Raw genomic sequence first — 15,169 nt, 5'->3', positions numbered from 1 at the left:
AAGGTTACGGCAAAGAGCAGATGGCTCCTCACAGCATGGTGCTCTGCGCCGTGGGCACAGGCATGCTCTGGGTGGGCTGGTATGGCTTCAACGCCGGTTCCGCTCTGGGTGCTGATGGCATCGCCTCCAACGCATTCATGACCACGACGCTGGCAGCCGCCATCGCCGGATTTGTGTGGGCCCTCCTGGAGTGGATCACTCGTGGCAAGCCATCCGTGCTGGGCTTCTGCTCGGGCATCGTGGCCGGTCTGGTGGTGGTGACTCCCGGAGCTGGTTTCGTGACTGCCAATGGCGCAGTGATCATGGGTGTGGCAGCTGGTATCGTTCCATTCATCGCGGTGGCCTTCCTGAAGAAGATCCTGGGCTATGACGACGCACTGGACACCTTTGGTGTGCACGGTGTGGGCGGAACGATGGGAGCGATCCTGACAGGCGTGCTGGCCGATGAGAAGGCCAACTCCATCGTGGCAGGTCTGAAAGAAGGCCTGCTCATGGAGCAGCTCAAAGCAGTGGCAGTGACCATCGTGTGGAGCGTGGTGGCAACCTTCGTGATCACCCTGGTGGTGAAACTGATCGTGGGCCTGCGTCCAACGGACGAAGTGGAGCAGGTGGGTCTGGACCTCTCCGAGCACGGCGAGTCCGGCTACGAACACTAAGAACTTAGGCAGGAGAGATCCTGCCGATAGGAAGCCGGAGCGTGAAAGCGCTCCGGCTTTTTTGTGCATTGTAGTCCCGGCTTCAGCCGGTGCATTGGCTGCTGAGTCCCCACAAAGTCATCGGTGGCCAGACCGGCTGAAGCCGGGACTACAAAACTCTCCGCCATCTCTGCCCCCCTGCCTCTTTGCGGTAAATCCATATCAGTGTGATACCCCGTTTTTGCCGCAGAGGGGCGGAGGAGCAGAGAGGGGATTCTATTTCTGATTATGAGGCTTTTTCGGGTAGGGCTTATCAGAGGTATAGGGCCTATGGCTTGGCAGGGGGGCTCAATCTGAGCACGAGTTTTTGAATGCCGACGGGTCGTCGGCGCTCCATGGTTGAGGGGGCGGACGGGGGCTTGAGAACGGTCTTGTGCGGGACGCACAAGACGGCAGGCGGGACGCCCGCGCTCCATGGGGAAAGGCGCGTGCGCTCCAGGGGGGCGTGCGAGTGCGGGAATTAGGCGATGGGTTCGACGATGATTTTGGGGCCTTGGATGTCGCGGATGCGGACTTCGGTGCCGCTTTGCAGGTAGCCGCTTTCGACCATGGCTTCGATGCGGCGTTCGCCGAACTGGGCGGTGCCGTAGGGGCGGAGGGCGCTGATGGTTTGGCCGAGGTCGCCGATAGAAACGGTGGCGGTATTGGGGGCTTTGGCTTCTCCCTGGTCAATGGAGGAATCCAGGACGAGGCGCTGGAAGGGGCCGGTCTGGGGCAGGAAACGGAAGATGGCGAGGATGAGGATGCCTGCGCCGAGGACGCCTAACGCGAAGTTGCGCAAACCGGTGGCGTAAATGTTGATGTCGAAACCGGTGCCGTCGGGGGATTCTGCAGGCGATCCGGGGAGGGTGGGGGAGACGGGCATTTCCCAGCCGGACATGGTGTAAACGAGGGCGGCCATGATCATGACAAAACCGAGGATGCCGGGAATCAGCAGGCCGGGGAAGATGGCGATCTCAATGATGAGCAGGGCGATGCCGATGATGAATACGGCTGCGGCTGCGGCGGTCTCCTGGCCGACGAGGCTACCTGCGACGTAGTGGCCAAAGAAGAAGAGGCTGAAGGCGGCGATGGAGACGAAGCCGGGGATGCCGAACCCAGGGGCCTGCATTTCCAGGTAACCACCGGCGACGCCGATAAGGATGAGGATAGCGGCGTATTTGGTGACCCAGATGGCGATGACTTCAAAACCGGTGGGCTCGGCGATGACGGTTTCGCCCTTCAGACCTTCGGCCTTTTTAATTTCATCCAGGGTGTCCACGATGCCTTTGGCAAAGAGGGGCTTGCCGTTTTCGAGCTTCATGACGGCCTGCTCGGCATCCAGGGTGAGGATGGAATCCTTGCTGTCCAGGAGGACATCGCCGATTTTCAGTTCGCGGCTCATGTCGATCATGGCCTCGATGACGCGGGGATCGTGACCTTTGCGTTTGGCCACGGCGCGGGCCATGCCCATGGTGGCGGAGTTCATTTTGGCGCGTTCGGCATCGCCCATTTCCTGGCCACCGCCATAGACGGGGGAGGCTGCTCCGGCGGTGCCTGCGGGGGCGATGTAAATGCCATCCGTGGCTACGGCGATCATGGCCCCGGCGGAGAGGGCGCGTTTGTTGACGAAGGCGAAGCTGCGCGGTTTGAGCTTTTGCAGGTCGTTCATCATGAGGTCCACGGTGTCCCAAAGCAGGCCGCCGGGGGTATCGAGGTCAAAGATCACCGCCTCGGCCCCTTCATCGGTGCAGCGCTCCAGGGTGCGGGACATGAACTCGAAACGCGCCCGTGCGATGAGGTCCTCTTCGCCGACTGGGATGATGACGACCTTGCCTTTGTAGTTGGCGGTTTCGGCCTGGATCTGCGGGACGAACAGGCTGATCAGCAGGGACAGGCAAACCAGCAGCGGCAGGAAAGTGGCGGACTTCATGCGGGGAGCATACCTGGGCTGGGGTGGCGTGGCAATGACTGGGTTGTGCGGGGGGGTGGGTGGGTTTTTTGGGGGGGGGAGATGTCGGGGGCATATTGGGGCGAGACGCCCCAACTCCTTGGGAGACCGAAGTGGGGGGCATGGACACCCCGCGATGGCTTGGGGGGGACGTGTCGGGGCGGGACGCCCCAACTCCTTGGGTTGTATTGGCGGGCGCCCTACACCTTGGGGGTGATGCTTTGTTTTGCTTCGGTGAGGACGGCATCGAAGCGTTCGGCCATGCGGGCGGCGCTGAATTCGGTGCGCACGCCGGTTAGGCCGCGATTGGAAATTTGCTCGCGCTGGTAATCGTCGAGCAGGAGTTTTTCCAGGGCATCGGCGAGGGCGGTGACATCGTCTGGCGGGCAGAGGACGCCGCCTCCGGAAGCGGCGATGAGCTCTGGAAAAGCACCGTGGTCTGGCTGCACGACGGGGACGCCGCTGGCCATGGCCTCGAGGATATAGAGGCCGAAGGCCTCGCCATAGGTGGCGGGGACGGAGAGGACGGTGAGGTTGCGGAAGAATTTGAGCTTATCGGCGAAGCTGAGATTCGGGTGCCATTCCACGCGCTGGGCGCAGCCTGCGTCTTTGAGCTTCTTTTGCAGACTGGCGATGTATTTGTCATCGCTGGCGGTTTTGGCGCCGCCAATCTTCAGTTTCACGCGGGGGACGGTGCCGCGTTTGGAGAGCTGGATATACGCATCTACCAGGGTGGTGAGGCCTTTGCCATGGATCATGCGGGCGAAGTAGCCGATGACGGGCCAGTTGGGATCGGGGTCGGCGACGCTGAAGGAATTGGCATCCAGGCCATTAAAAACGACGGCCATTTTGTCTGCGCCGACGGCCAGTTTTTCCTGCATGACGCGGGCGTAAAACTGGCTGGGGGCGACGAATTTGGAAACGTGCTGGGCATTGCTGCGCATGGCGGCCCAGGACTTTTCACGGTAAGGCTCGATGAGGGTATCCAGGAAGGAATCCTCCCCTTGCAGAGAGACGACGACGGGGATGCCGAGATCCCGCTCCAGGGTGGGGCAGAGGCCGATGAGGAGGCTGTTGGAGAGGGAGATGACATCGGGTTTTCCCTCCGTGCGGATCCATTCGATGAGGCGTTGCCATTCGGGCCATTGGCGACCGGATTCTCCCTCCAGGGCCCCGAGGGTCATCTCACCCAGGTCGCGGGCGCTGGTCATGCCCATGAAGCGGGAGGCGAAGCGCAGGTGGTTAGGCTTGTCCAGCCAGCGATGGATGAAGCGCGGCAGGAAGCGGAACCAGGGCATCTTTTGCTGCAAAAAGAGGGAGATGCCGCCGACGCGGATGCCGATCTCCGGATTGGCCACCTCACGATCTGTGACCAGGGGCAGGTAGAGCGGGGCCATGATGGCATCGTGCCCGCGAGAGCGCAGGGCCTTGATAAGCGCATGGTCACGGAGACAGCTTCCGCAGTGAAAGTTACCAGTGCCTGGCGTGAGATGAAGGATGCGCATAGAGGGCTGTGGGCGGGGCAGGGGCGCGATGTTTAACGCAAAGGATACGCATCATCAAGGTCCAGGGAACCATTCGTCTGCGATCAATTCACACGCACATAGCGGCGTCCAGGTAACGCCCGGATGAGGCGTTTCATTTCCAGCCGCATGAGATTCACATTCACAGTGCCGGGGGCTAGGCCGGAGAGGGCGGTGAGTTCATCGATGTGCAGTTCTTCGGTGGTCATGGCGCCAAAGAGGATCTGCTCATCCAGGGTGAGATTCACGGCCGGGGGCGGGGCCTCCACCTTGGGAGCGATGGGGGCGGTGGGGAAGAGGGTCATGAGGTCATCCAGGACATCGGCTCCATCCATGACCAGCTTGGCCCCCTGCTGGATGAGGCGGTTGCAGCCTGCGGAGGTAGGTTTGTCAATGGGACCGGGGACGGCATAGACGGTGCGGCCTTGCTCGGTCGCCTGCTGGGCGGTGATGAGGGAGCCGCTTTTCACGGGTGCCTCCACGACCAGGAGACCGCTGCCCCAACCGGCGACGATGCGGTTTCTATACGGAAAGGTCTGCCGGTCGGCGATGCGGTCCACGGGGTATTCGCTGATGACGGCGCCGTTTTCGGAGATGCGCTGGGCCAGGGCCATGTTTTCCGGCGGATACAGCTTGCCTATACCGGAGCCGATGACGGCGACGGTGCGCCCCTTTGCTGCCAGGGCGGCTTCATGGGCGGCGGTATCAATGCCACGCGCCAGGCCGCTGATGACGGTATAGCCTGCATAGGCGATCTGGAAGCTCATCTTCTTCGTGGCATTCATGCCGTATAAGGTGGCGTGACGGCTGCCGACGACACCGATGGCCTGGTGGTCGCGCTTTTGAAGCTGACCCCAGACATAAAGCAGGATGGGGGCATCGTAGATCTGCTTGAGCAGGGGCGGGTATAGCTCGTCCTCCTGGGTGAGGAGGGTGAGGCCGCGCTCGTGGATTTTTGCCATTTCCTTATCCAGATGGACTTGGCTTTCCCAGCCTGCGATGGCCTCGGCCTGGGTCATGCCAAAGCCATCCACCTGGACGATTTCGGAAGCCTTGGCGGTGAGGACGCGCTCCGGGGTGCCAAAGGTCTGCAAGAGCCTGCGGATGCGTACCGGGCCCACTTGGGGGATCAGGTTCAGGGCTAGGTAAGCTTCGGTGCGCGTCATCCGGGCATGGTTGCGGCAAGTGGCGGTGCGCACAAGCGGGCATGAGATGGTTTTCTATTTTTGGCCCGCTTTCGGGGGAATTCAGAGATGAGGCCCGACCGGTTATGCGGGGCAGCTTCAGCTTGACGAGTTCTGCATGCATGATGATTCATGCGCTGGCTTTGATCCACCCCTGTGAGAGCTGTGCCGATGCATCCATGATCCCCTCTTCATCCTCATCCTACCGCCCTGATATTGACGGCTTGCGTGGTCTGGCGGTGCTGATGGTGGTTCTGTTTCACGCGGATATGGGGTTCAATGGAGGATATACGGGGGTGGACATTTTCTTTGTGATCTCCGGGTATTTGATCACGGGGCTGCTGTTTAAGGAGATGGAGCGCGGGTCGATTGACCTGGCTGGCTTTTGGGAGCGAAGGCTGCGCCGCATTACGCCTGCTTTGGCGGTGATGCTGGTGGTCGTTTTGGCCCTGGGGGCTGCTGTGCTTTTCCCATCCGCCTTTACCTCCCTGGGGGAATCGTTTGTGGCGCAGGCCTTGCTGAGTGCGAATCTCTATTTCTGGCAGGATTCGGGTTACTTCGCGGATGCGGCTGAGGAGAAGCCTTTGTTACACCTTTGGTCCCTGGCGGTGGAGGAGCAGTTTTATATTCTGCTGCCGCTGCTTTTGATTTTCGGGCAGCATTGGTTAAAGCGGCGGCATTCAGCAGACCAAGTGCGCTGGATCATGGTCCGGGTTTTCGTGGGGCTGATGGTTGTGAGCTTCGTTGCCAGTGTGGTGGGGGTGGCGATGGATGCGAATACCGCTTTTTACTGGCTGCACACTCGGGCGTGGGAATTGCTGTTGGGGAGTGTGCTGGCCGGGCTGCCGGAGGCATGGCGTTTAAAAAATCGCCAGCAGCGGGAGGTGGTGGCCGGGCTGGGACTGGTGCTGATTTTGGTGGCCGCGTTTGCTTATGAAAGTGACACGGCTTTTCCTGGGGCGGCGGCTTTGCTGCCCTGTCTGGGGGCTGCGGGGTTGATCTGGGCGCATAGCCTGAGGGCGGGGGAAAAGGCCCAGGCGGAGTCGCTGCCGCGGACCTGGCGGGTGATGACATGGAAGCCTTTGGTAGCGGTGGGGCTCATTTCATATTCGCTGTATCTGTGGCACTGGCCACTGCTGGCGCTGGCTCAGTATGTGAATATTTTTGGCGATAATTCACCGCCGGTTTTGATTCGGGTGGGTGCTGTCTTGCTGGCCTTTTTGCTGGCCTGGATGTCCTGGCGCTGGGTGGAGATGCCGTTCCGGCGCAAATCCATTTTTAAGACCCGGCGCAGCATTTTCCTGATGGGAGCAGGGTTGGGTGTTTTGTTCATCGTAGTAGGCTGGCAGATCGTCCGCCATGAGGGGCTGCCGGAAAGGATGCCGGAGGCCGCAATGATCTATGAAGGCGGGAAGCAGGACCGTCCTGAATTTCCTCTCACGGTGGATTTGGAGGCGGTGCAGCAGGGGCAGTTTGCCAAGGCGGGCATGAAGGATGCGGAGGCTCCGGTGGCGATGATGATCTGGGGGGACAGCCACGCGCGAAGCCTGATGCCGGTGCTGGATGCGCTGTGTCAGGAGCATCGTTTGACGGCGGAAATGGCGATGTATAGCGCCACCTCGCCGACGTTGGGCTTTTACCGCCGCAGTCGTAACGGCCTGGGGGTACGAACGGAGATCCTGGCCAAGGCGGTGGTGGAGCGGGTGAGGAAAGCGAAAATCCCCAACACGCTCCTGGCTGCCTACTGGAGTGAATGCCCCAACAAAGATCCCGAGGGATTTTCCAATGCGCTGGTGGAGACGGCGCGTGTTTTAACAGAGGCGGGCACCCAGGTGTGGGTGGTGCTGGATGTGCCGACGCAGCCCTTTGATGTGCCGAAGGCGCTGGCTCTGGGAAGGCTGCCGGGAGGCTGGTTCCCAAATCCTGCGGAGAGAACGACGACTCTGGAAAAGCACCGTGAAATCAATGCGGTGATGCAGGCGCTGATCCCGCGTTTGCTAGAAACCGGAGCCCGTGTGCTGGACCCGGCGGATCTGCTGATGAATGCGGATGGCAGAACCCTGATCGAGCATGACGGGCATGCGGTTTATGTGGATTACAACCATCTGACCGTGAAAGGCGCGCACCTGCTGAGGCCGCTGTTTGAGGGCCTAGTCTCCGGCTCTGCCACGCCTAAGCGCTGAGCACTTTTACAAATAAAGAGTGGTGCCAGGAGGCAGTGCCTGGCGCTTGGGGGCCTTGGGCTTGCGGCCATGGCGTGTCTTTGGTTTTCGCACTTCCTCCTGTGGGGCTGGTGCTTGCTGCACCATGGGGACGGGGGCCTCATAGGCAGCCAGGGAGGCATTGCCAACGATCTGTACAGGGGTGCCGTGAGGGGTGGCATTGTAAAAGATGGCGGCCATATCCGTCGGCAGGCGGATGCAACCATGGGAGGCGGGATAACCGGGCAGGTATCCCTCATGCATGCCGATGGCCCCGACGACGCGCATGAAGTAATGCATCTTTGCGCCGAGGAAGGTCGTGCCAGGTGGGCGGGGATCTTTGCGCACATCCACATCCTCTACGACGACGTTGCCATCGGCATCCACGTAGCTGCCATACAGGGAGGAACGGTGGTAACGATCCTTTTCCGTGATGCGGAAAGTGCCGGTGACTGTGGAGTGGCTTTCCCGGCCTGAGGAAATGGGGGAGACGCCGACGAGCTGGCCGCCTTTGAAATAACGGATGCGCTGGGCGCTGAGGTCGATCACCAGCTTTGGGCTGCCCGCGACTTGGTCGCCGATCCAGTAAGCATCCCGTTTTGACCCTGGCTGCTCCTGGGCGGCCTCATCGGGCGAAGAACTGCAACTGCACAGGGCCAGGCCAAGGGCGAGAAAGGGGAGACCTGTGCGAAAAAAGGAAGAGACGGCAGTCATGCGGGGGTGGTGCAGATGAAAAGGCGAGAGGAGGCGAATGTCGAGCCTGGATTTTGAATGTGGAAAATGATCTTGGCTCGGGGAGCAAAAAAAGGGAATCTGGGGACGTTCTAACCATCATGTTTTCTTCCCGACGTTCCTTTCTCCAGACCACGGGTTGTGGTTTTGGATACTTGGCGGCCTCTGCGCTGGCCCAGAAGCAGGCGTGGGCGGGGGGCGGGGGCAGGGGACCGCAGCCGCATCATGCGCCGAGGGCGAAGCGGGTGATCTTTCTTTTTATGCAGGGCGGGGTGAGCCATGTGGACTCGTTTGATTACAAACCACGGCTGTTGAAGGATGACCAGAAGATCATCGACATCGCGGATCCGCGCACGGTGGCGAAGACGGGAAAGGGCTCCCCGCAGCGCATCAAGAAACCTTTGTGGGACTTTGCCCAGCATGGGGAGACAGGAAGGTGGGCATCGAATCTTTTTCCCAACATCAACCGGCATGTGGATGACCTGTGCTTCCTGCATGGCATGCATACGGAGGGGGTGGCGCATGGTCCAGCCACGCTGTTTATGCACACGGGCACGACGAGCTTTATCCGGCCCAGCATGGGGGCATGGGTGATGTATGGGCTGGGTTCGGAAAATGAGAACCTACCGGGTTTTGTCACCATCAGCCCCAGCTTGGGGAATGGCGGGCCGCGCAATTATGGCAATGCTTTCCTGCCTGCCGTTTTCCAAGGTACTCCGTTAGGCCGCAGCGGCCTGCCGAGCAAGGAGGCGACGATCAAAAACATCGTCAACACCACCTGGAGCCCGGAGCAGCAACGGCGGCAGTATGAATTGTTAGGCGCGTTGAATTCCCAGCAGATGCTGCCGGGGGACAATGAGATCGAGGCGGTCATCCAAAGTTATGAACTGGCCTGGAGGATGCAGAACAAGGCCCCGGATGCGCTGGACCTAGCTCAGGAATCTGAATCCACGCTGAGCCTGTATGGCATCGGCGACAAGACGACGGATAACTTTGGCAGGCAATGCCTGATGGCCCGCCGGATGGCGGAGCAGGGGGTGCGCTACATCCAGGTGAATTACGGTGACAATTCCAATAATCCAGCCTGGGATCAGCACAGCAATCTGCCCAAACATGGAGACCATGCAGCGGCGGTGGACAAACCCATCGCCGGTCTGCTGACGGACCTCAAGCAGCGCGGGCTGCTGGAGGATACCATCGTCTGGTGGGGCGGTGAATTTGGCCGCACGCCGTATGCGGAAAGAAACGGCACGGGTCGCGATCACAACCCGGCGGGATTCACCGTCTGGCTGGCAGGCGGTGGTGTGAAGGCGGGGTTTGCCCATGGGGCCACGGATGACATCGGCTTCCAGGCGGTGGAGGGAAAGGTGCACATGCATGACCTGCACGCGACCATCCTGCATCTGTTAGGCCTGGATCATGAAAAGCTGACGTTCAAGTATGCCGGGCGTGACTTCCGCCTGACGGATGTGCATGGGCATGTGGTGAATGAGATCTTGGCGTAGTGGCGGTGATTCTCTGCTGATGGGGAAAACCGGGGTGTGATCCACGATAGGCGTTGTCAGGGGCGGAGGGCTGGGGATAATCGCGGGCACAATGAGTGCGCGTTATGATGTTGAGGGACTGGTGGTGGTCGTCATGGGCGGCACCACGGGGCTGGGGCTGTCTGCGGCGCAGGCGCTGGTGGCCAATGGAGCGAAGGTGGTCGTCACCAGCCGGAGTGAGGCGAATGTGCAAGCTGCGTTGGATAGCTTGGGGGAAAATGCGCGCGGTTTCGCTGCGGATGCCAGTCTGCCGGAAACGGCGGAGCGGGCCGTGGCTCTGGCGGTGGAGGCCTTTGGCAGGCTGGATGCGCTGTATCATGTGGCGGGCGGCAGCGGACGGGCCAAGGGTGACGGGCCGCTGCATGAGATCACGGATGAGGGGCTGCGCTATACGCTGGATCTGAACCTGACGTCCTTGATTGCCTCCAACCGTGCAGCGGTGAAGCAATTCATGAAGCAGGGCGGCGGGGGCTGCATTTTAAACATGGGCAGCGTGCTCGGGTGGTCACCCTCGCCGGAATTTTTTGCCAGTCATGCCTATGCGGCGGCGAAGGCAGGCATCGTCGGTTTCAGCCGGTCCATCGCCAGTTATTATGCGCCGCAAAACATCCGTGTGAACGTCATCGCCCCGGCGCTGGTGGAAACGCCGATGTCCCAGCGTGCGGTGGGCAATGAGGCCATCGTGCAGTTCGTTGCGGCCAAGCAGCCGCTAGATGGCGGGCGCGTGGGCAGCCCGGCGGATGTGGAAGGGGCGGCGTTGTTTTTGCTTTCGCGTGCGGCCCAATTCATCACGGGCCAGGTGCTGGCGGTGGATGGCGGATGGACGGTATCTGAAGGGAGAGAAGCGCCTAACAAGAAGAACTGATATAACTATGAATGTAGCGATAGGAATTGATCTGGGCGGAACGAACATCAAGGCGGCACTCATTGAGTGTGAAACCGGGAAATTGGTCACGAGCTTTTCACGTCCGACACTGGACGGTGAATTTGTGGATGGAGTGCCGCGTTTCGCGCTGACTGTGCGGGGGATCGTGGAGGAACTGGAAGCGCAAGCTGGTGGAGGGCGGCTGCGTGTGGGGCTGTCCGCACCAGGGCTGGCGAATCCGAACGGGCGATGCATCGACTGGATGCCGGGGCGGATGCATGGGCTGGAGAAACTGGACTGGCCGACCTTTCTGGACCGGCATGTGAATGTGCTCAACGATGCCCATGCAGCCCTGCTGGGGGAGGTGTGGGTGGGCGCGGCCAGAGGCTGTCAAAATGTGTTCATGGTGACTCTGGGCACTGGAGTCGGCGGGGCGATATTTTGCGATGGGCGAATACTGAAGGGGGCCATCGGCCGGGCTGGGCATCTGGGGCATGTTTCCACGGATGTGAATGCGCCAACGGACCTGTATGGCACGCCTGGCAGCCTGGAGGTGGCGATTGGCAATAAGACGATCCAGGAACGTGGGGAGGGGCGTTATGCCACCACCCTGGCGCTGCTGGAAGCGGTCGCTACCGGGGATGAGCATGCGGTCAAGGTATGGCTGGAATCCCTGCGTCATCTGGGTGCAGCGCTGGGCAGCCTGATCAATGTGCTAGACCCGGAGCTGATCATTTTGGGCGGGGGTATCGCGACGGGGGCAGGGGACCGCCTGCTGAAACCGCTTTCGGTTTTCCTGGATGAATACGAATGGCGGCCGGGTGGAAAGCAGGTGCGTCTGGCGCTGGCCAGCCTGGGGGATGAAGCGGGTGCCTACGGGTGCGTGAAGAGTGTGCTGTGATGGCGTGAGGCTCCGGCCCATGCAGTCTGTGTGCATCTCTATTTGACCGCTCCGGCCTGCTCGGCAACGCTGCCAGGTGGCTGATGAAAGTACCCCCCTCGACCGTGACCGTCTGCGTGCCAGCCAGTGGCGCAAGCTGCGCTCCATCCTGCTCGCCGTGACCGCTGCGGACGGATTTTACGCGCCTAAATTCAAGGCGGCAGGAGCTGTGGTTTCCGCAATGAATGGGGTGGAAGATTTCATCCAGCAGGTGCCTTTCACGACCAAGGATGAGCTGCTGGCCGACCGGGTGGCGCATCCGCCCTTCGGCACACATCTCACGCAGCCGCTGGCGGACTACACGCGCTTTTGCCAGACCAGCGGCACAAGCAGCGGCCAGCCGGTGGCGTGGTTGGATACCTGTGAAAGCTGGGAGGCTATGCTGGCCTGCTGGCGGCGGGTGTATGAGGCGGCGGATCTGGAGAAGGGGAGCGACCGGATCTTTTTCGCGTTTTCATTTGGACCTTTCCTGGGTTTTTGGACCGCGTATGAGGCGGCCAACGGGCACTATCTTTCCCTGCCCAGCGGCGGTCTTTCCAGCCAGGCGCGTCTGGAAATGATGGTTCGGTATGGGACCACGGTGCTGTGCTGTACGCCCACGTATGCGCTGCGCCTGGGCGAGCTCATCGGTGAGGCCAGCGGAGTGGAGAGGGAAGCCTTGAGCATCCGAAAAATCATCGTCGCCGGAGAGCCTGGGGGCAGTATCCCGGAGGTGCGGGCGCGGATCGAGAAGCTATGGAACGCGCGTGTTTATGACCACCACGGCATGACCGAAGTGGGACCGGTGAGCTATGAACTGACGGTGGCACCGGGGCAGCTCGTGGTTATCGAAGAAGCCTATCTGGCGGAAGTGATCGACACTGCCACAGGCCTGGAAGTGGCGGATGGTGAACATGGAGAACTGGTGCTGACCACCCTGGACCGCGCTGCCGGGCCGCTGCTGCGCTATCGCACCGGGGATTGGGTGAAAAAGAGGATGTGGAATGGGCGGCTGACGCTGGAAGGTGGGGTGCTGAGCCGGGTGGATGACATGGTGGTGGTGCGCGGAGTGAACGTGTACCCCAGTGCTGTGGAGGCCGTGGTGCGGCAGTTTAGCGAGGTGGTGGAATTCATGGTGGAGCAGAGGAAGGTCGAGGCCATGGACGAGATCGAACTGCTGATCGAGGTGCCGGGCAATGTGCCCAAAAACCTGTTTAAGCGGCTGGAATCAAAATTGCGGGATACCTTTTCCATGCGCATCCCGGTGCGATTGGTGGAATCCGACAGCCTGCCCCGGTATGAGTTCAAGGCACGGCGGTGGCGGAAGGTTTGATTTGCGGATGCAGCATGAATGCAGTCGCTGGCTGCGTTGATGTAGGCACTTCATGCACTTGCGTTTTTCAGCCTTTGTTTTCTTCAGCGCCGCCCTGGTCTGTGCGGCGGCGGATCCTTTGCCCGGTCATTCTTTGCATGGGGAGGCCTTCAATGAAGGGCCGAGACAGGCTGCGGTGCTGATGCCGGGGACAGGGAAGGTGGATTTCAAAATCTCCACGAAGAACGCGGAGGCGCAGAAGTTTTTCAACCAGGGCGTGGGCCAGCTCCATGGCTTCTGGTATTATGAGGCGGAGCGTTCGTTCCGGCAGGTGGCGGTGCTGGACAAGGAATGCGCTATGGCCTTTTGGGGCATGGCGATGGCGAATGTGAATAACGAAAAGCGTGCCAAGGAATTTGTGAAGAAGGCTGTGGCGCTGAAGGACAAGGCGGAGGCTAGGGAGAAGCTGTGGCTGGCCACGCTGGAGAATTTTTACAAGGAGGACAAGCGGGATAAAAAACAGCGCGCGCTGGATTTTATCCGCGATCTGGAAACCATCGTGCAGGAGCACCCGGAGGATGTGGAGGCAAAGGCGTTTCTGGCCTGGAAAATCTGGCATGCCAAGGATGTGGCACCGATGAGCAGTCCGCAGGTGGTGGACATGCTGCTGGACCAGGTCTTTGTCGCAAACCCAGAGCATCCCGCGCATCATTATCGCATTCATTTATGGGATGGTAGCAAACCGGCGCGTGCGGTGAAATCCGCCGCGCAGAATGGCCAGTCCGCGCCGGGCATCGCCCATATGTGGCACATGCCGGGGCACACCTTTTCCAAACTGAAGCGTCCCGATGACGCCGCTTGGCAGCAGGAGGCCAGCACGCGGGCGGATCATGAATACATGCGCCAGAACTGGGTGCTGCCGGATCAAATTCATAACTATGCCCACAATGAGGAATGGCTGGTGCGTACCTTTAACGAACTGGGGCGAGCCCAAGAGGCCGAGGCGCTGGCCCGCAGCCTGATCACCAATCCGCGGCATCCCAAATACAACACGCTGGACAAAGGCAGCGCCAACTATGGCCGCACACGGTTGATCGAGACACTGATCAAATGGGAGCGCTGGGAGGAGTTGCTGGCCGTGACCGATGGGCCATTTATCACGGCAGTGGATCATGCCCAGCATGAGGTGACGCGGCGTCATGCACGCGGGCTGGCTTTTTATCATCAGGGGGATGTGAAGTCCCTGGACATCAACATCGCGCATCTGGAGCAGTGGCAGGCGAAGATCAAAAAGGCGGAGGCCAAGAAGAAGGGCGAGAAGAAAGCCGGGCCGCCCGCTAAAGGTGGAAAGAAGCCTGATGCAGCGGCTGAGGCGGTGGCTGAACTGCGGGCGCTGAAGGCCATCCTCATGGGAGCTAAAGATGCGGCTAAAAAGCTGCAAGCAGCGACCGGGATGCCGAAGGAACGTGCCGCCCCGCTGTGGCTGAAACTGGGTGGTCAAACCCAAGCGGAAGCCTGCCTGAAGGGCATGTCTGAGGAGCTTTATGGCCTGGCCGTGAAGACGGAAGTGCAGGCCGCGCTGGGCAAGACTGAGGACGCGAAAAAGACGCTGAAACAAGTAGGCAAGCTAGCCTTTGCCATGGACAAGGATCTGCCTGTGGCCATGCGGCTGGATGCGCTGGCGGTGACCCTGGGCACGGGGAAAGAATGGCGTGAGGCTGCTCCAAAACATGAGGACAGCGGGGTGCGCCCGGCGCTGGATACCCTGGGGCCCATGCACTGGCAGCCACCCGCAGCACCTCCATGGGAGGCGCTGACTCTGGAGGGGCAACCGGTCACCGCAGCCGCCTTCGAGGGGAAACCGCATGTGCTGCTGTTTTACCTGGGCAGCGCCTGTGGCCACTGCATGACGCAGATCAATGCCTTTGCCAAAGTGGCCCCCGACTATGAAAAGGCGGGCATCCAGCTTGCTGCCGTCACCCTGGAGCCAGTCTCCCTGGCGGGACGAATCTCAGAACAGATGAGCACGGGCAAGTTGCCCCCGTTTCCCATCTACTGCGATCCTGGACTGGCGATGTTTAAGTCTTTCAAAGCTTATGATGACTTTGAGGATGAGCCGCTGCATGCGGCGGTACTGGTGGATGCCGAAGGCCGTGTGCGCTGGTGGGATGTGAGCTGGGAACCCTTCACAGATACCGCTTTCCTGCTGGAGGAATCGCGGCGGCTGCTCGATATGAAGTGAATATGGCAGGGCTTTGAGGCGA

General features: G+C 60.7%; 11 protein-coding genes. 7 read left to right on the top strand and 4 right to left on the bottom strand.

Features of this window, described 5'->3' with window-relative positions; genetic code table 11:
- The coding region (locus EI77_RS21375; protein WP_133797350.1) for an ammonium transporter at positions 1-656 on the top strand (656 nt) is incomplete at its 5' end.
- A 499-nt stretch (positions 657-1,155) separates the two neighbouring features.
- Here EI77_RS21375 and EI77_RS21370 read toward each other — a convergent pair.
- From EI77_RS21370 to dprA, 3 genes are all read right to left on the bottom strand, one after another.
- Entirely contained in the window at positions 1,156-2,607 is a 1,452-nt protein-coding gene (locus EI77_RS21370; RefSeq protein ID WP_133797349.1) for an NfeD family protein, read from the bottom strand.
- Between the two features lie 218 nt (positions 2,608-2,825).
- Complete coding sequence (locus tag EI77_RS21365; protein ID WP_133797348.1) at positions 2,826-4,130, bottom strand: glycosyltransferase family 4 protein; 1,305 nt, start codon at positions 4,128-4,130, stop codon at positions 2,826-2,828.
- An 83-nt stretch (positions 4,131-4,213) separates the two neighbouring features.
- Entirely contained in the window at positions 4,214-5,314 is a 1,101-nt protein-coding gene (gene dprA, locus EI77_RS21360; protein WP_133797355.1) for a DNA-processing protein DprA, read from the bottom strand.
- 197 nt (positions 5,315-5,511) lie between these two features.
- Here dprA and EI77_RS21355 point away from each other — a divergent pair, with 197 nt between their 5' ends.
- Positions 5,512-7,515 carry an acyltransferase family protein gene (locus tag EI77_RS21355; protein WP_166647429.1) on the top strand — a complete coding sequence of 668 codons (2,004 nt, stop codon included), beginning with the start codon at positions 5,512-5,514 and terminating at the stop codon, positions 7,513-7,515.
- Between the two features lie 6 nt (positions 7,516-7,521).
- Here the strand turns inward: EI77_RS21355 and EI77_RS21350 are convergent, their stop codons facing one another.
- On the bottom strand, positions 7,522-8,247 hold the full coding sequence (locus EI77_RS21350) for a L,D-transpeptidase family protein (protein ID WP_208300440.1): 726 nt from the start codon (positions 8,245-8,247) through the stop codon (positions 7,522-7,524).
- Between the two features lie 119 nt (positions 8,248-8,366).
- Between EI77_RS21350 and EI77_RS21345 the strand changes: the two genes are divergently transcribed.
- From EI77_RS21345 to EI77_RS21325, 5 genes are all read left to right on the top strand, one after another.
- Positions 8,367-9,770 carry a DUF1501 domain-containing protein gene (locus EI77_RS21345; protein ID WP_133797346.1) on the top strand — a complete coding sequence of 468 codons (1,404 nt, stop codon included), beginning with the start codon at positions 8,367-8,369 and terminating at the stop codon, positions 9,768-9,770.
- A gap of 91 nt (positions 9,771-9,861) precedes the next feature.
- Positions 9,862-10,674 (top strand): SDR family NAD(P)-dependent oxidoreductase, encoded by an 813-nt coding sequence (locus EI77_RS21340; RefSeq protein ID WP_133797345.1) that lies wholly within the window; start codon positions 9,862-9,864, stop codon positions 10,672-10,674.
- 7 nt (positions 10,675-10,681) lie between these two features.
- Positions 10,682-11,575, top strand: coding sequence for an ROK family protein (locus tag EI77_RS21335; protein ID WP_166647428.1), 894 nt, complete (start codon positions 10,682-10,684; stop codon positions 11,573-11,575).
- Between the two features lie 76 nt (positions 11,576-11,651).
- Entirely contained in the window at positions 11,652-12,926 is a 1,275-nt protein-coding gene (locus EI77_RS21330; protein WP_243838985.1) for a phenylacetate--CoA ligase family protein, read from the top strand.
- Positions 12,927-12,978: 52 nt separating this feature from the next.
- On the top strand, positions 12,979-15,147 hold the full coding sequence (locus tag EI77_RS21325; protein WP_133797343.1) for a peroxiredoxin family protein: 2,169 nt from the start codon (positions 12,979-12,981) through the stop codon (positions 15,145-15,147).
- Positions 15,148-15,169 lie beyond the last annotated feature (22 nt).

It is taken from the genome of Prosthecobacter fusiformis (assembly GCF_004364345.1).
Classification (GTDB): Bacteria; Verrucomicrobiota; Verrucomicrobiia; order Verrucomicrobiales; family Verrucomicrobiaceae; genus Prosthecobacter; species Prosthecobacter fusiformis.
This window is presented reverse-complemented; position numbering and strand designations above follow the sequence as displayed.